Source organism: Pseudoalteromonas sp. Scap25 (assembly GCF_013394125.1).
Taxonomy (GTDB): Bacteria; Pseudomonadota; Gammaproteobacteria; order Enterobacterales; family Alteromonadaceae; genus Pseudoalteromonas.
Genome location: NZ_CP041327.1, coordinates 1814373 through 1832960, shown reverse-complemented (window position 1 = coordinate 1832960; position 18588 = coordinate 1814373). Strand labels below are relative to the sequence as shown.

Below are 18588 nucleotides of genomic sequence, written 5' to 3'. Positions count from 1 at the left end.
CATGATAGAACATTACTTTAGTATGCATTTGAGCTATACAAAGTGCATGGATTATTACCATGGACGGTATAGCTCTATCCAAGTGACAGCTGATAGCGGTAAAACAATTCGTTTTTCCGCTCATCACCTTCGACCTTTTATTTCTAGCCTAGGTATCCGTGGTCGATTTAGACTCATTTTAAGTAATGAAAACAAGTTCATCCGTCTCGAACGAGTAGCTTAGCAGTCATTTTTTGTGTTATAAATACATATTAATATTGCTTTTTTGTTAATTTCGGTTTGTTCTATTGTTAATTTACGTGTATAAATTATCTGGTATGACGTCTTACCAATACGTAAACGTTGAACAAATAAAAAATATAACTGATTGAAGGCGGCCATTTGTAATTTGTTTGATTCGCTTCTATCGTTACGATTACACTAAAAACAATAACTTGATCACACAAAAATACCCGCGACAGGGGGGAACCAAAATGATAAGAAGATCGCTTTTTGTTAAAAATAAAATAGCACTTGGCTTAACAGCTGCGGCTATGGGTTTAACTGCAGCACAGACACAGGCTGCAACATTTGAGGTGGGTGGTTTTGATATCGCCTTCGATTCTACCTTTTCATATGGTCAGAGTATTCGGGTAGAAGACCGAAATTTTGATATGATTGGTAAGAGTAATAATCCATCATTTGATTGGACGGGTTACAACCCAGCACTCAATACGATTTATTCATCCCAAGATGTCTGGGCTCAACCAGGGTCCTACTCAAACAACGGTGACGCGGGCGGTTTAAATTTTGATAGCGGTGAGTCTTTCTCAAAGCTATTAAAAGGCACGCATGACTTATCAATAAGTAAAGATAACTACGGCTTATTTACCCGTTTTATGTATTTTTACGATTTTGAATTAATGGACGGCGATCGTGCTTATGTTAATCCAACATCAGGGCAAGGTGTAGACCCTTGTGATGACGATGATACTAAAGAGCAAAGTTGTGCCGACCTTCGTTTACTTGACGCCTACGTATGGGCGAACTTTGATTTAAACGATGGTAATAACCCGCTTTCAATTCGTGTTGGCCAACAAGTAGTAAACTGGGGTGAAAGTACGTTAATTTCTCATGGTATTAACGTTAATCCGGTTGATATAGACCGTTTAAAAGCACCAGGTGCTGAGCTAAAAGAAGCGTTTATTCCGGTTGGTATGTTGTGGGCATCGTTAGGGCTTACAGAAAACATCACCTTAGAAGGTTTTTACCAATACCAGTGGCATGAAACTCGTCTACCGGCAGCAGGGACTTATTTTTCTACCAATGATTTTGCTGCAGAAAACGGTTATCAACAAAATGTACAGCTAGGTTTTACTTCAAATCCTGATATTGATTTAGCATTTTTAACAAATAGTTTAAATAACTTGATAGCGACTCACTCTCAAGTAGCTGCAAGTCAGGGAATTGATCCATCAAGTGCTGCAGGTCAACAGCTATTAGCTAATATGTACTTGACACACCCGACCAAGGTTGCCCTCAAAGGTAAAGGCTATGATGGCAAAACAGAGCCAGATGATGGCGGCCAATACGGCTTACGACTCGGTATGTTTTTACCAGAGTGGAATGATACCGAAGTAGCGCTTTATCACGTAAATTACCATAATCGTCGTCCGCTTATTTCGGGTCGCGTATCAAACTTTACGCAAGCATCAATTCAACAAGATTTAGCGATGATTGCAAGTACTGAAATTACCTCTGATAACGTATCCGATTTAAAAGCATTTGCTAAAGCAACTAACGAATACCCTGAAGATATTAAACTTTACGGTTTAAGCTTTAACACCTCGCTTGGTGAAACTGCTTTTGCGGGTGAGTTTACTTTTCGTGAAGACGAACCGCTGCAAATCGATGACGTAGAGCTACTTTACGCTGCGATGCCTGAGCAGTTAGCTATTGCTGGTTTACGCCCTGAGTTTGCAGGTATTTCGCAAATGAGTAAAGGCGATGATGCAAGTGTTGTTGGGCCAGGCGAGTTAGCCAAAGGTTATATCGAACGCAATACGTCACAATTACAGTTTACGGCAACACATCTATTTGGTCCTTCATTAGGCGCTGATAGTTGGGCTGTTGTGGGTGAAATTGGTGGTGTTCGTATTAATAACATGCCCGAGTACGATGAGATCCGTTTAAATGTCTCTGGTACTGGCCGAAGTGGTGTTATTCAGGGGCCTGGTAGTTCAGATTACTCTTCACTACATATGGCATTATCTAATGGACCTGAGCAAAAATCGTTTGCTACGGCTTCATCGTGGGGCTACCGCTTAATTGCTAAAGGTGATTACTTTAACCTTTACAATGGTATTAACTTCTCACCACGTTTTGTATTTTCTCATGATGTAAATGGTAACACGCCAGATCCAATGTTCTTATTCATTGAAGATCGTAAGTCGCTAGGTGCTACCATGAGCTTTAATTACCAAAATGCATGGTCTTTGGATGTAAGTTACAACTCATTTTGGGGTGGTGGCGACACCAACACTTTCTCTGACCGAGATTACGTTTCTTTTAACTTAAAATATTCTATCTAGGGGTAACATTATTATGATTAAAAAACCTACCCTCATTGCTACAGCGTTTTGTAGTTTGTTTGCAAGCCACGCAGCGCTGGCTAAAATTAGCCCAGAAGAAGCTGCGCGCCTTGGTAAAGACTTAAGTCCAATTGGTGCGGAAAAAGCAGCGAATGCTGATGGCTCAATCCCAGCATGGAATGGCGGTATTACTGCTGCTCCAGCAGGTTATGAACCGGGTATGCACCACTTAGACCCTTATGCAACCGATAAAGTATTATTCACTATTGATAAAAGTAATATTGATAAATACAAAGAAAACTTAAGCCCAGGACAAATCGCGTTATTTGAAGCGTACCCAGATACGTTTAAAATGCCAGTGTACGAAACCCGTCGTTCTGCGTCTTTTCCACAATTTGTGTACGATGCAACCAAAAAGTTTGCAACGTCTGCTGAATTAGTTGAAGGCGGAAATGGTATTAAAAGTACAGCTATTGGTATTCCATTTCCAATCCCTAAAACGGGTTTAGAAGCAATTTGGAACCATTTACTTCGTTACCGTGGTCAGTCTATTGAGCGTTTTGGCGGTCAGGCAGCACCGACGGCATCGGGTTCATATAACTATGTTGGTTTTGATGAGCAGTTATTAGTTAAATATTCAGATCCAAGTGCTACTCCGGCTGAACTACAAGATTCTAATATATTGTTTAAGTTTAAACAGCAAGTGACAGAGCCAGCTCGTTTAGCAGGGACCGCGTTATTGGTGCATGAAACTATGGACCAAATTTTAACGCCGCGCCAAGCGTGGACGTACAATTCAGGTCAGCGCCGTGTGCGTCGTGCACCTAATGTAGCATACGATGCACCGGGTACAGCAGCAGATAGCTTACGTACAACTGATGATTTTGATATGTTCAACGGCTCGCCAAATCGTTATAACTGGACGCTAAAAGGTAAGCAAGAGCTTTACATCCCATACAATAGCTACAAGCTTCACAGCGACAAGCTAACTTATGATGATATTTTAAAGCCTGGTCATATCAACCCTGAGCATACTCGTTACGAAAAACACCGCGTATGGGTTGTTGAAGCAAACTTAAAAGATGACACCCGTCATATTTACAAAAAACGTGTTTTCTACATTGACGAAGACAGTTGGCAAGTTCATGTTACCGATATTTACGATAATCGTGACCAACTTTATCGTGTAGCAATGGCTTATGGTCTTAACTACTATGAAGTACCGACACAGTGGAGTACGCTTGAGGTATACCACGATCTTAATTCACGTCGCTACTTAGCCATTGGTCTAGATAACCAAGAAAAGATGTATGACTTTTCTCAGTCATTTAATGACAATGAGTTTACATCGAGCGCTTTACGTCGCGCTGGCAGATAGTATAAAAGCAGGCACCTAGTTTCCTAGGTGCCTTTTTTCTTTCACATCGCGTTTGTCTATTAACGCACAGGTTTTCCTCTTTATAACAGACAAACAAATCCTCAGTTCAAGGCGAATTTAATTTATGAAGTATTTGGTCTATGCCAGCCTGATCCTAAGCGGTGCGAGTTTTGCACAAGACGCACCTCAAAGTGCGATTAGCGCAATTAATGCTGATAAAACACTCCTTACCGATATTACCCAAACTTCAGCAGGACTTATTGCTGTAGGTAAACATGGGACGGTCATTAAAAGTATTGATGGTAGCGATTGGCAACAAGCGAAATCGGTACCTACACAAGTATTACTAACAGCGGTTGAATTTACTAATGATTCTAATGGCTGGGCATGTGGACATGACGCCACAATTATTAATACCACCGATGGTGGTGAAAATTGGCAGTTACAACAAGCAAAACCAAGCTTAGATAAACCCTGTCTAGATATTTATTTTAAAGATGACTTAAATGGCTATGCTGTTGGCGCTTACGGTATGTTTTATCAAACAAGTGATGGCGGAAAACATTGGCAAAAACGCTTTTTAGATTCGCTGTTATTTAGTGAAGATAGAGATTATTTAAATGACTTAAAACAAACAGATCCTGAGGGTTACGAAATAGAAACCTCGTCTATATTACCTCACTTTAATCGCATTGAACCGACTAGTTCGGGTTTAATGTTGGTCGGTGAGATGGGCTTAATGGCAAAAAGTGATGACGATGGCCAAACATGGCAACGTTTAGATGAGATTTACCCTGGTTCATTTTTTGGTTTTGCTTCAGATTCATCGCAACAAATTGTTGCAGGGTTACGCGGTAATATTTTTATAAATAAAACCGATAGTCAGCAGTGGCAGCACTTAGACAATGATAAAACAGCTACTGTAAATAGCATCATTAATTATAACAATAAACAATGGCTATTATTGGCTAATAGCGGTGTTATTTTTCAGCTTAAAGATGATGTGTTGTCTTACGAGCAGTTGGCTGATGGTAAAGCGATTCTTGATGGCGTGATTGTTAAAGATAAACTGATCATGACAACAGAAAACGGCATTAAAGTGAAGGAGTTGACCCCTTAATGCAAGCAATTTTAGATTTTTTAGAAAAAGCGATTTTTAGACACCGCTTAGTGGTGCTCATAAGTTTTGTGTTGATCACCTGTTTATTGGTTTTTAAAGCAACGCAAATTCAGCTCGACGCGTCATTTAATAAAAATATTCCGCTTAACCATGATTATATGAAGGTGTACACCAAACATGAGAAACAGTTTGGTGGCGCTAATAGTATTTTAATTTCAGTATGTGATGACAGTGGTGATATTTTTAATCCTGAATTTTTTACTCAATTAAAAGCCGTACATGACCAACTTTACTTTATTCCAGGAGTAAATCGTCCTTTAGTAAATTCAATATTTTCACCTAGTGCGCGCTTTGTTGAAGTTGTTGAAGACGGCTTTGCTGGCGGGCCTATTATACCAGCCAACTTTAAAGCCGATAAGCAAGGCTTAGGAATTGTTAAAGAGAACATTGAAAAGGCCAAAGTAGTGGGTCGTATGATAGCAAGCGATTATTCGTGTGCCATGGTCACCGCCCAACTGTTAGAGACTGATCCGCAAACACAAGAAAAATTAGACACTCTCGCTTTTGCAAAAAAATTAGAAAGCGAAATTCGTGAGCCTCTAAGTACCGAAAAAATCAGTATTCATATTATTGGTTTTGCAAAAATGGCCGGCGATATAGCCGAGGGCGCAAAAGGGGTTGTATTATTTTTTGCCATTGCAATTGCGTTTACTTTTGTCATGGTATGGCTATTTTGTGGCAGCTTAAAACTCACTATTTTACCGATTGTGTGTTCAATTATTGCGGTAATTTGGCAGTTAGGATTGCTTTCTAGTTTAGGCTTTGGTCTTGATCCTATGTCTATCTTAGTGCCATTTTTAGTGTTCGCTATTGGCGTAAGCCACGGTGTGCAGATGATTAACGCCATTGGTAAAAAGGTTGCTGAAGGTAAGTCTACAGCAATATGTTGCCAATCAAGCTTTAGAGCTTTACTTGTACCTGGCGGGATTGCGTTGTTATCTGATACGGTTGGCTTTTTAACCCTATTAACCATTGATATCGGTATTATTCGTGAACTTGCTATTACAGCGAGTTTAGGTGTGGCAGTGATTATATTTACTAATCTGATTTTGTTGCCAGTGTGGGCATCGTATATGCGCTTTGAAAACAGCATCCATATTCAATCAGGTGATGCTAATAAACCGAACATACTTGATGCAATGCGCGATTTATTAGTTAAAGCAACCGATCCAAAAACGGCAAAAATTATTATTGGTTTCACTTTGGTTTTATTTGCACTGGGCTATTGGCAAGCAGATAAAATGCGTATTGGTGATTTACATGCAGGAGCACCATCCTTGCACCAAGATGCACGTTACAACCAAGATACTTTCTTAATATCGGACAAATACACAATTTCATCTGATATTCTTAAAGTCATTGTAGAGGCTTACCCTGCAGCGTGTACCGAGCATGACGTCATGGAGCGTATATCACGCTTTCAATATAAAGTTGAAAATTTAGCCGGTGTACAATCAGCGGTCAGCCTAAGTTCTGTGGCACAGTCAGTTAATGCCGGTTATAACGAGGGCAATTTAAAATGGCAAAGTTTGCCGCGCAATTCTGCCAGTTTGGTGCAGTCAACCTCTCGCGTTGAAACCAGCACAGGGTTATTAAACGGTGATTGTTCAGTAATGCCCGTGATTATATTTTTAGATGATCACAAAGCACAAACTATTGATAACGTCATTGCAAAAGTAAAACAATTTGCTGTAGAAGAGGGCACAGATAAACTTGCTTTCAAATTGGCATCAGGCCCTGTAGGTGTAATGGCAGCAACTAACGAGTCTGTTTCAGCTGCACAAATCCCTATGATGCTCTATGTTTATGGTGCGGTGATTATTTTATGCTTACTAAGTTTTAAGAGCGTAAAAGCAACTATTGCAGTGGTATTACCTTTGTACATAGTATCAACCCTTGCACAAGCACTTATGGTACAACTTGAGATTGGTCTAACTGTTTCAACTTTACCAGTAATTGCTTTGGGTGTAGGTATTGGTGTTGATTACGGTATTTATATTTTGTCATCAATGATGGGGCAGTTAAAACAAAACGTGCCACTGAGTATTGCTTATCGTAATGCATTAGTTGAACGTGGGAGTGCGGTGTTATTTACCGGTATTACGTTAGCAATTGGTGTTAGTACGTGGATTTTTTCTGATTTGAAGTTCCAAGTTGATATGGGAATTCTGCTTACCTTCATGTTTTTAGTAAATATGTTGGGTGCAGTGTTACTTTTACCTGCAATTGGCAGCTTGCTCTGGACTGACCAGAAAAAATAAGGTGAATAAATTTGCTCCTAAATGGCCAGTAATGGCCATTTATATCTATATTTTGTGAATAGATGACCAAATAGCTGAAATGCTTAAAATGTTTTCATCGAAAAGGCTGTTTATTAGTTTTAAAAGGGTTAGAATTTAACTGACTCCACGCTAATAAATGGCTGTACAAATATTCTGCTAAACTAGCAGTGATAGATTAAGGAACATACAATGACACGAAATGAAGGCCAAGCCTCGGTTATTTTAGATAACGTCTGTAAGCTTATCCAGAAAAAAGTTCGCGCTGATAATGTGTTACTCGTTGAGAAATTCGCCAAAGCCTTGTACAGCAATATGTCTAAAGAGGATTTGGCAAATCGCAACGACAGTGACTTATATGGTGCTGCACTCAGCCTTTGGAATTCGCTAGAAAAAAATACATCAGATGACGCAGTTATTCGCGTTTTCAACCCTGAAGTGGCTAAAGATGGCTGGCAGTCATCACATACCATTGTAGAGATCATTGCTAAAGACATGCCGTTTTTAGTGGACTCTGTACGAATGGCCATGACACGAGAAAACATTGCCTCTCATTTACTTCTTCATAGCCCGCTGAAAATTCAACGTGATAAGAACGATAAAATATCAGGGTTATCAAGCTTAAAAGCAGAGCAAGAATCAACATCAACAAAAACTGTATTCTTCATAGAAATTGACCGTCAAACAGATGCAACTGTTATTGAGTCTTTCAAAAAAGAACTTGAATCAGTACTCGTTGATGTATCGATTGCGGTTGAAGATTGGCAGCCTATTCGCGAAAAATTAATCGCGGTAAGCAAAAGCTTGCCTAAAAGCCATAAAGATAAAAGTGATAACGAAATAAATGAAACCGTTGAATTTTTAGATTGGTTAGTGAAAGACAATTTCACATTAATGGGTTATCGCCAATATGAACTTTCACCAGTTCAGGGCGACTATCAATTAAAGGGTAAAATGGATACCAGCTTAGGGTTAATGAAAAACTCTGATGCTGAGCATACACGTTTGCTTTCTGAGTTACCTGAAGTGGCGCGCCAAGAGGCACGCAGTAGCAACCTATTAATTTTAACTAAAACTAATTCATTGTCTCGCGTTCACCGTCCAGCTTACATAGATTATGTGGGTGTAAAACGTTTTGATGACAAAGGCAATGTTATTGGTGAAGATCGTTTCATCGGTTTGTTTTCATCAAACTTTTACAACAATAGCGCTGCTGATGTACCGGTTCTTAAAAGTAAAATTAATCGTATTATGGATATGTGTGACTTCGCTAAAGGGACACATGCATACAAAGCCGTATTAAATATATTAGAAACTTACCCACGTGACGAACTGGTTCAAGCTCGAGAGAATGAGTTACTTGAAGTTGCCATGGGCGTATTGCAAATACAAGAACGCGACATGTGTCGTTTATTTGTTCGTAAAGATGCATATGGTCGTTTTTTATCATGCATGGTTTATGTACCTCGAGAGCGTTATAACACAGCGCTTCGTCGCGAAACGCAGGCTATTTTAGCCAACGCATTTAATTCTGACGTTAAAGTCGAATTTACTACCTATTTCTCTGAGTCTACACTGGCGCGTACCCATTACACTGTTCGTGTGACCGACAACAATATTGAATTTAACGTGAAAGACATAGAAAACAACCTAATAGAAGCCGCTCGTACTTGGGAAGATAAATTACAATCAGCCTTACTTGAATCTGCTGGTGAGGCCCGTGGTAATGAATTAAACCGTAAATATTGCAATGCCTTTGCACGCTCATACAAAGAAGAAGTATTACCTAGCGCTGCAGTGGTCGATATTGAAAAGCTAGAAATGCTAAGCGATGATAACAAGTTAGAAATGTTGTTCTATCGCCCACAAGAAGAAGCAAGCAGCAATATTGTGCGTTTAAGCTTATTCCATAAAGATGAGCCAATTCATTTATCTGATGTTATGCCAATGCTTGAAAACTTTGGTCTACGTGTTGTAGGTGAAACGCCATACTCGGTTAAAACTAGTGATGGTGGCGTAAATTGGGTCATGGATTTCTCTATGCTAATTGACAGCAAAGGGATGGCTGATTTTGATAAGATCTCTGCACGTTTTCGCGCTGCATTAACCAGTGTATGGGCAAACCGTTTAGAAAACGATGGCTTTAACCGTCTAGTGTTAATGGGTGGTTTAACGGGTCGTGAATCATCAATTTTACGTGCATACGCAAAATACATGCGCCAAATAGGGGTTACTTTCTCGCAAACGTATATTGAAAGTACCTTTGCAAATTACCCGCATATTGCCGCTAAAATTGTTAACTTATTCTCTAAAAAGTTCTCTGTAAAAAGCCCTGCAAGTGCTAAAACACTTGAAAAACTAGGCTTAGAAATTTATGCAGAGTTAGAAAACGTAGCGAACCTTGATGATGATCGTATTATCCGTTTATACGTTGATATGATTGTTGCTACATTACGTACTAACTACTTCCAAAAAGATGCTGAAGGCAAATTTAAGTCTTACATCTCACTTAAAATTCAGCCAAGTTTAATTCCAGAAGTCCCACTACCTGTACCAGCGTTTGAGATATTTGTTTATTCTCCACGTGTTGAAGGTGTGCATTTACGCTTTGGTAAAGTTGCCCGTGGTGGATTGCGTTGGTCAGATCGTCGTGAAGATTTCCGTACAGAAGTACTTGGCTTAGTTAAAGCGCAACAAGTGAAAAATACCGTGATTGTGCCGGTAGGCTCAAAAGGTGGATTTGTATGTAAACAACTACCTAGTGAACGTGAAGCGTTTATTAAAGAAGGCCAAGAATGTTATAAAATCTTCATTCGTGGTTTATTAGATATCACAGATAATATTGACCGTGGTGAAATTGTACCTGCTGTTGATGTTACACGCCATGATGAAGACGATGCGTACCTAGTAGTAGCAGCGGATAAAGGCACTGCAACATTCTCTGATATTGCCAATGGTATCGCAAACGAATATAACTTCTGGCTAGGTGATGCGTTTGCATCAGGTGGTTCTGTAGGTTATGACCATAAGAAGATGGGTATTACAGCTCGTGGCGCTTGGGAGTCTGTAAAACGTCATTTCCGTGAAATGGATATTAACTGTCAAACCACAGATTTTACAGCAGTTGCTATCGGGGATATGGCCGGTGATGTATTTGGTAATGGTATGTTGTTATCAAAGCACATTCGTTTGCAAGTGGCGTTTAACCATCTACATATTTTTGTTGATCCAAATCCAGATGCAGCGGCTTCTTATCCAGAGCGCGAACGTTTATTTAATTTACCACGTTCATCATGGGAAGATTACAATAAAGAGCTAATTTCAAGCGGCGGTGGTATTTTCTCGCGTGCTGCTAAGTCGATTACGCTGACCCCTGAGATGAAAAAAATGTTAGGCACTAAAAAAGCCAGCATGACACCGAATGAATTGATCAAAGCATCATTAATGATGGATCATGATTTACTTTGGAATGGTGGTATAGGGACCTACATCAAGCATTCGAAAGAAACGGATGCCGATGTAGGGGACCGTGCCAATGATGCCTTGCGTATTAACGGTAAAGATCTTGGTGCTAAAATATTTGGCGAAGGCGGTAACTTAGGTGCAACCCAATTAGGTCGTATTGAATTTGCAGCTCAAGGCGGTCGTGTAAATACTGACTTCATCGATAACGTGGGCGGGGTTGCGTGTTCAGATAACGAAGTAAATATTAAAATTTTACTCAATGGTTTAGTTGCTGAAGGCGACTTAACGCGTAAGCAACGTGATGAGTTACTTTACTCAATGACCGATGAAGTGTCTGAATTAGTACTTAAAGATTGTTATCGTCAAACGCACACTTTGTCGATCACTCAATCTAAAGGGACCTCAACGCTTAAAGAAAAAATTCGCTTTATTCATGCACTTGAAAAAGACGGTAAGCTAGACCGTGCAATTGAGTTTATTCCTACAGATGAAGAGTTAGCAGAGCGCGCCGCTGCAGGTAAAGATTTAACACGCCCTGAGCTATCTGTACTAGTTTCTTACGCGAAAATGGTGCTAAAAGAGTCTTTGGTAACGGATGAAATTACTGAGAATCCATATTACCGTCAGTTATTAGTTAAATCATTCCCGCGCCCATTACGTGAGAAGTTTAATGATGCTATGGATAATCATCCACTACGCAAAGAGATTATTGCCACTAAGTTAGCAAATAATATTGTTAATGATATGGGCTTAAACTTTATGGTGCGAATGAATGAAGAAACCGGTGCAAACGAAGCTGAAATTGCATTGTGTTATTCAATCGCAAGTGAAATTTTCCAAATGCGTGAAACATGGTTATCTATTAGTGATTTAGATAATAAAATACCATCGAACGTACAAACAGAAATGTTATACCAGTTACGTCGTACAGTTCGTCGCGCTACACGTTGGTTCCTTCGTCATCGCACCAAAGCACAATCAATTGAGCAAGCGATTGAAATTTTCTCACCAACATTTGCCGATTTAAGTGAAAACTTAACTAAATACATCGTTAAAACAGAAAGCGATCGTATTGTAAGTGCCCGTGAAGAACTAACACAAAGCGGTGTACCTACAGATATCGCACAGCGCATTGTGTCGTTATCAAGCTTGTTCTCGGTAATGGATTTAACGCAAATTGCTCAAAACTCTAATCGTAAAATCGATATGGTGTCGCACACTTACTTTAAATTAGGTGCGCAAATGGGACTACATTGGTTCTTAGATCAAATCACTAATCAACCGGTTTCTAACCATTGGCAGGCATTAGCGCGTGCATCATATCGTGAAGAGTTAGATTGGCAGCAACGCACCTTGTCAGAAGTGGTATTAAACAGCTTTGAAGGTGAAAGCAGTGATGTAGATGGTCAAATTGAACAATGGATGGATAGTCAAGATCTGTTACTTCAACGTTGGAAGCAAATGTTGACAGAGTTTAAAACATCGCAAAGTCACGATTTTGCTAAGTTCTCAGTGGCATTAAGAGAGCTCATGTTACTCGGTCACAATTGTGATACATCAGCAAAGTAACAAACTGCTAATGATTAAAACTAATCGTTAAACAGTTTTTGTTATATAATACCTCAGCCTTGTCTGAGGTATTTTTTTGTCTACAATTTTAAGAGGATTATATTCATGTTCTACGATTTAGCTCGCCGTTTTATGTTTACCCGTGATGCGGAGTGGGCCCATGATTTTGCTCTTAATAACTTACGTCGCTTTGCTAACACGCCATTAAGTGCTGCATGGTCACAAAGCGTGGCAAATAAACCAGTGAACTTTTTAGGCCTCGAATTTAAAAACCCAGTAGGGCTTGCTGCAGGTCTTGATAAAAATGCGGAGTGTATTGAGGCATTCGCTCAAATGGGTTTTGGCTTTGTAGAAGTGGGTACAGTAACACCGCGTCCTCAAGCGGGGAACGATAAGCCGCGGATATTCAGGTTGCCGCAGTCAAATGCAATTATTAATCGTATGGGCTTTAATAACAAAGGTGTTGATAATTTAGTTAACAATGTTAAAGCAGCTAAATACGATGGTATTTTAGGTATCAATATTGGTAAAAATAAAGATACACCAAATGAGCAGGGTAAAGATGATTACATTCACTGTATGCGTAAAGTGTTTGAGCATGCATCATACATCACTGTAAATATTTCATCACCCAATACCCCTGGCTTACGAGACCTGCAATATGGCGCAGCATTAGATGACTTATTACAAAGCTTGAAAAACGAACAGCTTGATTTAATTGCCAAGCATAATAAGCATGTGCCTATGTTGGTGAAAATTGCGCCAGACCTAGATCCAATTCAAATTGAACAAGTGAGCGAGTCACTGTTAAATAATAAAATTGATGGTGTTATAGCCACAAATACCACCTTAGAGCGTAGCTTAGTGCAAGGTCAGCAGTATGCTGATGAGGCAGGCGGTTTATCAGGAGCGCCAGTTAGGGAGCGTTCCACCCATGTTGTTTCTGAACTCAAGCGTTTAACAAACAATCAGTTACCTATTATTGGTGTGGGTGGTATTGATGATGCTAAATCAGCAAAAGAAAAATTTAATGCGGGTGCAGATTTAGTTCAAGTTTATACCGGTTTCATATACAAAGGACCGCAATTGGTCAAGTCGATCATTAACGACTTATAAGGATCAGTTATGTAAGCTTTTGATCGTTCGATAAATGTTCTAAAAAGACGTTTTAAAAATGGTCAAAAGCAGCTATACTCTAAGCTTATTGTCTTATTTTATTTTTTAAGTACTAAGTAGGGAGGAGCAAATGTTACAAGCGTCAAAGCAATGGCAGTGGATAGCGTGTGCTGAAAAAAACCGCTTACTGCTTGATTTAAATGACGATATGCAACTTTGTACACCTTATAAGCTTAGACAGCTCACCGATTGTGCTTTTGAAAACCCATACTTCAGCCTTGAAGATGCAGCCTTTTATGAGCAAGTTTATTATTACCTTGCGCAGTTTAATTTATGGAATCCTGCCCAGTTATGCCAAATAGCGCTCAATGCAACGGCAGTTAAATTTCAATTAAAACCAGTGTTGGCAAAAAGTTGGTTTTTCAAACCGTATACTGGTAGTACACCTAGTACTGAAGCGGTTATTAATTTAAGCTCAGAATCACAAACTGGCGAGTTTTTAATTATAGAGCATTGTCCAGATGCTTCTGTGTGCATTAATTTAAGCGAAACCTTTGCACTAGATGACAATCTATCACTTGCCCAGTTTGAAGTTATCCGCGTTTTAAACAACCGAGTTCACCCCTTAATTACCTCACAGTACGATAGCCAAACAGCTTAGCCTAATTTAGTCTTTGAGGCTTGTTTAAGGCGTATTTGTACGCAAACCTATGTTATAATCCCGCGCAATTAGCTATTAAGGGTTTTTACTTTGCAATTTATCGCACTTACTTCTATCGGAATCGAAAATTTATTGGTTGATGAACTTACAGAACTTGGCGCTACGGTGTCAAAGCAAACTGTGGGTTCTGTTCGCTTTGAGGCTGACTCATTGCTAGCGCAAAAAGTGTGTTTATCTACACGCTTTGCTACGCGTGTACTTATGCTTATTGAAGAAAAAGAAGGCGTAAATGACAAAGACAGCTTGTACAAATTTGCACGCTTACAACCTTGGCAAGAATGGTTTGGCCCAACACAAACTTTTGCTGTTGATTTTAATGGCACAAACGATTCACTTAAAAATACCCAGTTTTCTGGTTTAGTAATTAAAGATGCGATTGTTGATTACTTTAACGATTTATTTGAACAGCGACCAAATGTAGATAAGCAAGATGCCAATGTGCGAGTGGTTGCACGTTTAAATCGTCATGGCGTTTCACTTTATATTGATTACTCAGGGCCGCGTTTATCAGAGCGTGGTTACCGTCAAGGTCAAGGCAAAGCACCCATAAAAGAGCATTTAGCTGCGGCAATAATAAAACGTAGTGGCTGGCTCGAAAATGTCAATCAACCACTATTCGATCCATGTTGTGGTGCCGGCACTATTTTAATAGAAGCGGCTGGAATGGCACGTAATGAAGCGCCTGGATTATTCCGTGAAGGATTCGCGTTTGAGCGTTTACCTAGCTTTAGAGTGGCAAAATTCAAAGAACTTAAAGAGCAACTTTTAGCGAATATTACTGATCCTAAATTATGGTTAATTGGCCATGATTACGATGCACAAGTACTTGATAAAGCGATTGCTAATGCGCAGCGTGCAGAGCTTGATACGGTGATTAAATTTAAGCAAAGCGATGCGACAAAACTGACGAGCGTTGCAAAATTGCCGGGTGTTGTTATTTCTAACTTACCTTATGGTGAGCGTATTGGTTCTATGGCTGAACTTGTAAACCTGCATCGTAGCTTAGGTGTTGGTTTTAAAAAGCACTTTAATCATTGGAAACTCGCTCTACTGGGCATGGATGAAAGCCTGTTTAAATTACTTAAATTAGTGAAGCAAAAACGCTATAAATTTAAAAATGGCCCCCTTGATGTTGAATTAAACCTGTATCAGCTTGATGACAAGCAAGTCAGCCTTACCTCTGATGACAAACCCGCTTTAAACTTCGAAGGCTCGATGGCATTTGCTAATCGCCTGAAAAAGAACAAGCAAGGCTTAAAAAATTGGCTTAAGCAAAATCAAGTCCATGCGTATCGTGTTTACGATGCAGATATTCCTGAATACAACGTTGCGGTTGATATTTATGGTGATTCAGCGGTTATTTTTGAATACGCAGCACCGAAAGAGATTGATGAAAAAACCTCTGAGAAGCGTTTACAAGATGTTATTAGCTTGACAGCACAACAACTTGATATTGCACCTGAAAACATTGCTGTAAAAGTACGTAAAAAGCAAAAGGGTGAAGAGCAATATACACCCATGGCTAAGCAAAATAGAACCATGGTAGTAGAAGAGTTTGGTGCTAAGTTTAAAGTTAATTTATTTGACTACTTAGACACGGGGCTATTTTTAGATCATCGCCTTGCACGTCGTTACATTCAAGAAAACGCAAAAGATAAGCGCTTTTTGAACCTGTTTGCATACACAGGAACCGCCTCAGTTCATGCAGCCATTGGTGGCGCAAAAGCGATTACTACCGTTGATTTATCTAAAACCTACTTAAAGTGGGGTCAAGATAACTTTGCGCTTAACGATATTAGCAATACACGTTATCGTTTTGAGCAAGCAGATTGTTTAAAATGGCTAGAGTATGCACAAGGGCAGTATGACCTGATCTTTTTAGATCCGCCTACTTTTTCAAATTCTAAACGAATGAAAGACGCGTTTGATGTGCAAAACGACCACATTAAGCTGTTAACTTGGGTTAAAAAAATATTGAGCCCATCGGGTACGCTAATATTCTCTAATAATAAACGCGGTTTTGTAATGGATGAAGTTGGCTTGATGGGGTTAGGGTTAAAAGCAGAAAATATTTCTGAAAAAACCTTATCTCCTGACTTTAAACGAAATAAAAAAATTCATAATAGCTGGTTAATTAAACATGGCTAAGTGGATTTTATATCACACCGACGGCTGCCACTTGTGCGAGCAAGCAGAGCAGCTGTTAAAACCGTTACTTTCATCAACCGATGAATTACAACTTATTGATATTATGAGCGATGACGCATTAATTTTAGAGTATCAAATAAGCATTCCGGTTTTAAAAAATCAACAAGGCCAACAATTATTTTGGCCTTTTACTGCACCTCAGGCGCAGCAGTTTTTAGCGCAAGCAGAATAAGAGTAAAGATTAACTATGGATTTAATTAGAATTTCAAAAGCACAATTAGCTTACGGTACACACCCATTACTTGATAATGCAGATGCAGTAATCGAAAGTGGCGAACGTGTGTGTATTGTAGGTCGCAATGGTGCAGGTAAATCAACGCTTTTAAAAGTACTCGACGGTCAAGTAATACTTGATGATGGCGAAATAAACCAAGTTGGTAGTTTAAAAATATCGCGTTTAGAGCAAGATCCACCTAAAGGGGCAAGTGGCACTGTATTTGATTACGTTGCCCAAGGAATGCCCGAAATTGCTAACTTACTTATTGATTTTCATCATGTAAGCACACAATTGCAAACAGATTGCACTGATCAACTATTAAATAAATTAGAGCGTTTATCTAATAAATTAGAGGCGGCAGATGGCTGGCGTTTTGATAGCCGAATTCAGCTTGTACTTACTCAATTAGAGCTAACTCCTGATGCGAAACTTGAGTCGCTTTCTGGTGGTTGGTTACGTAAAGTTGCATTAGCGCGTGCTTTAGTGAGTGAGCCTGATTTATTACTGCTCGATGAGCCTACTAACCACTTGGATATGACAAGTGTAATGTGGTTAGAGCAATTCCTAAAAGAATTTAAAGGCGGTATTGTATTTATATCGCATGACCGTGCATTTATTCGAGCTGTTGCTACACGTATTTTAGATTTAGATCGCGGTAAACTAATTTCTTATCCTGGTGATTATGCAACTTACTTAGAACAAAAAGCGCATGATTTAAAAGTAGAAGAAACACAAAATGCATTGTTTGATAAACGCTTAGCGGAAGAAGAAGCGTGGATCCGCCAAGGTGTTAAAGCCCGTCGAACCCGTAATGAAGGCCGTGTTCGTGAGCTGAAACAATTACGTAATGAACGTAAACAACGTGTGGAACAAGTTGGTAAAACTGATTTCAATATCGAAACAGCTGATCGTTCAGGTAAACTAGTATTTGAAGCTAAACACTTAAATCATGCATTTAAAGACAAAGTGATAGCTGATGATTTCTCTACCTTAGTGATGCGTGGCGATCGTATTGGTTTGGTGGGGCCTAATGGTATTGGTAAAACAACGCTATTAAAATTGTTGTTTGGTGATTTAAAAGCAGACAGTGGTGAAATAAAGCAAGGTGTTAACTTAGAGTTTGCATATTTCGATCAGTACCGTGAGAAGCTTGATGAAGAAGCGACCGTTCAAGATAACGTTGCGGAAGGAAAGCAAGAAGTGATGATGGGCGGACGCTCACGTCACGTGTTAGGCTATTTACAAGACTTTTTATTTCCGCCAGCACGTGCTCGTACACCGGTAAAAGCACTTTCAGGTGGTGAGAAAAACAGGTTGTTATTAGCCAAGTTATTTTTGAAACCTTCAAATATATTAGTGCTCGATGAGCCTACCAATGACTTAGATATAGAAACATTAGAGCTCCTTGAGGATATTATTAACCAATATCAAGGTACTGTGCTTATAGTAAGCCACGACCGAGAGTTTATTGATAATACCTGTTCGAGTGTTTGGGCATTTGAAGGTAACGGCAAAGTCACTGATATAGTTGGTGGCTACAGTGATTATGAAGCGTATACCAACTATTTGGCGGAGCAGAACAAAGAGTTGCAAAAGCAGCCAGTCAAAAAAGTTGAAAAAACAGAGCCAACGCCAGTTAAAAGCAATAACAAAGCAAATAAACTCTCTTACAAATTAAAACTTGAACTAGAGCAACTACCTAATAAAATGGAGCAACTTGAAGCTGAACTTGAAAAACAACAAGAACGAGTAAGTCATGAAGATTTTTTCAAGCAAGACAGTGATATAACAGCCAAGGAATTGAACCATTTAGCCCAACTTGAGTCTGACCTTGAAGCCGCTTTTGAGCGTTGGGAAGAACTTGAAGAATTAAAGAATCAGTAGT

General features: G+C 39.4%; 11 protein-coding genes. All 11 read left to right on the top strand.

The genetic code is table 11. From position 1 onward, the window contains the following. The first annotated feature begins 1 nt into the window (after window position 1). The 11 genes from FLM54_RS08390 to FLM54_RS08340 all read left to right on the top strand — a co-directional run bounded on the left by FLM54_RS08390 (window position 2) and on the right by FLM54_RS08340 (window position 18587). Window positions 2-223, top strand: a complete 222-nt coding sequence (locus tag FLM54_RS08390) for a DUF2835 domain-containing protein (protein WP_138606059.1) — start codon at window positions 2-4, stop codon at window positions 221-223. A gap of 250 nt (window positions 224-473) precedes the next feature. Continuing rightward, the gene (locus FLM54_RS08385) at window positions 474-2570 is read left to right on the top strand and encodes a DUF1302 domain-containing protein (protein ID WP_138606061.1); all 2097 of its coding nucleotides are present in this window, start codon (window positions 474-476) and stop codon (window positions 2568-2570) included. Between the two features lie 13 nt (window positions 2571-2583). Then, window positions 2584-3948, top strand: coding sequence for a DUF1329 domain-containing protein (locus FLM54_RS08380; protein ID WP_010390152.1), 1365 nt, complete (start codon window positions 2584-2586; stop codon window positions 3946-3948). Window positions 3949-4072: 124 nt separating this feature from the next. Then, window positions 4073-5068, top strand: coding sequence for a YCF48-related protein (locus FLM54_RS08375; RefSeq protein ID WP_178956142.1), 996 nt, complete (start codon window positions 4073-4075; stop codon window positions 5066-5068). Continuing rightward, complete coding sequence (locus FLM54_RS08370; RefSeq protein ID WP_010390150.1) at window positions 5068-7389, top strand: efflux RND transporter permease subunit; 2322 nt, start codon at window positions 5068-5070, stop codon at window positions 7387-7389. Before FLM54_RS08375 ends, FLM54_RS08370 begins: the two co-directional genes overlap by 1 nt. Before the next feature lie 210 nt (window positions 7390-7599). Beyond that, window positions 7600-12441 (top strand): NAD-glutamate dehydrogenase, encoded by a 4842-nt coding sequence (locus FLM54_RS08365; protein ID WP_138606067.1) that lies wholly within the window; start codon window positions 7600-7602, stop codon window positions 12439-12441. A 105-nt stretch (window positions 12442-12546) separates the two neighbouring features. Then, window positions 12547-13557 carry a quinone-dependent dihydroorotate dehydrogenase gene (gene pyrD, locus FLM54_RS08360; RefSeq protein WP_010390146.1) on the top strand — a complete coding sequence of 337 codons (1011 nt, stop codon included), beginning with the start codon at window positions 12547-12549 and terminating at the stop codon, window positions 13555-13557. A 130-nt stretch (window positions 13558-13687) separates the two neighbouring features. Then, complete coding sequence (locus FLM54_RS08355) at window positions 13688-14218, top strand: cell division protein ZapC (RefSeq protein WP_054201007.1); 531 nt, start codon at window positions 13688-13690, stop codon at window positions 14216-14218. 90 nt (window positions 14219-14308) lie between these two features. Next, the gene (gene rlmKL, locus FLM54_RS08350) at window positions 14309-16426 is read left to right on the top strand and encodes a bifunctional 23S rRNA (guanine(2069)-N(7))-methyltransferase RlmK/23S rRNA (guanine(2445)-N(2))-methyltransferase RlmL (RefSeq protein WP_010390144.1); all 2118 of its coding nucleotides are present in this window, start codon (window positions 14309-14311) and stop codon (window positions 16424-16426) included. Continuing rightward, window positions 16419-16658, top strand: a complete 240-nt coding sequence (locus FLM54_RS08345; RefSeq protein WP_008112065.1) for a glutaredoxin family protein — start codon at window positions 16419-16421, stop codon at window positions 16656-16658. The genes rlmKL and FLM54_RS08345 overlap by 8 nt, the downstream gene beginning before the upstream one ends. 15 nt (window positions 16659-16673) lie before the next feature. Then, window positions 16674-18587 (top strand): ABC transporter ATP-binding protein, encoded by a 1914-nt coding sequence (locus FLM54_RS08340; RefSeq protein ID WP_178956141.1) that lies wholly within the window; start codon window positions 16674-16676, stop codon window positions 18585-18587. Window position 18588: the final 1 nt, after the last annotated feature.

Excerpts from the sequence above, each read along its gene's own strand:
- FLM54_RS08390 (WP_138606059.1), top strand. The coding sequence starts at position 2 with ATGATAGAACATTACTTTAGTATGCATTTGAGCTATACAAAGTGCATG.
- FLM54_RS08385 (WP_138606061.1), top strand. The coding sequence starts at position 474 with ATGATAAGAAGATCGCTTTTTGTTAAAAATAAAATAGCACTTGGCTTA.
- FLM54_RS08380 (WP_010390152.1), top strand. The coding sequence starts at position 2,584 with ATGATTAAAAAACCTACCCTCATTGCTACAGCGTTTTGTAGTTTGTTT.
- FLM54_RS08375 (WP_178956142.1), top strand. The coding sequence starts at position 4,073 with ATGAAGTATTTGGTCTATGCCAGCCTGATCCTAAGCGGTGCGAGTTTT.
- FLM54_RS08370 (WP_010390150.1), top strand. The coding sequence starts at position 5,068 with ATGCAAGCAATTTTAGATTTTTTAGAAAAAGCGATTTTTAGACACCGC.
- FLM54_RS08365 (WP_138606067.1), top strand. The coding sequence starts at position 7,600 with ATGACACGAAATGAAGGCCAAGCCTCGGTTATTTTAGATAACGTCTGT.
- pyrD (WP_010390146.1), top strand. The coding sequence starts at position 12,547 with ATGTTCTACGATTTAGCTCGCCGTTTTATGTTTACCCGTGATGCGGAG.
- FLM54_RS08355 (WP_054201007.1), top strand. The coding sequence starts at position 13,688 with ATGTTACAAGCGTCAAAGCAATGGCAGTGGATAGCGTGTGCTGAAAAA.
- FLM54_RS08345 (WP_008112065.1), top strand. The coding sequence starts at position 16,419 with ATGGCTAAGTGGATTTTATATCACACCGACGGCTGCCACTTGTGCGAG.
- FLM54_RS08340 (WP_178956141.1), top strand. The coding sequence starts at position 16,674 with ATGGATTTAATTAGAATTTCAAAAGCACAATTAGCTTACGGTACACAC.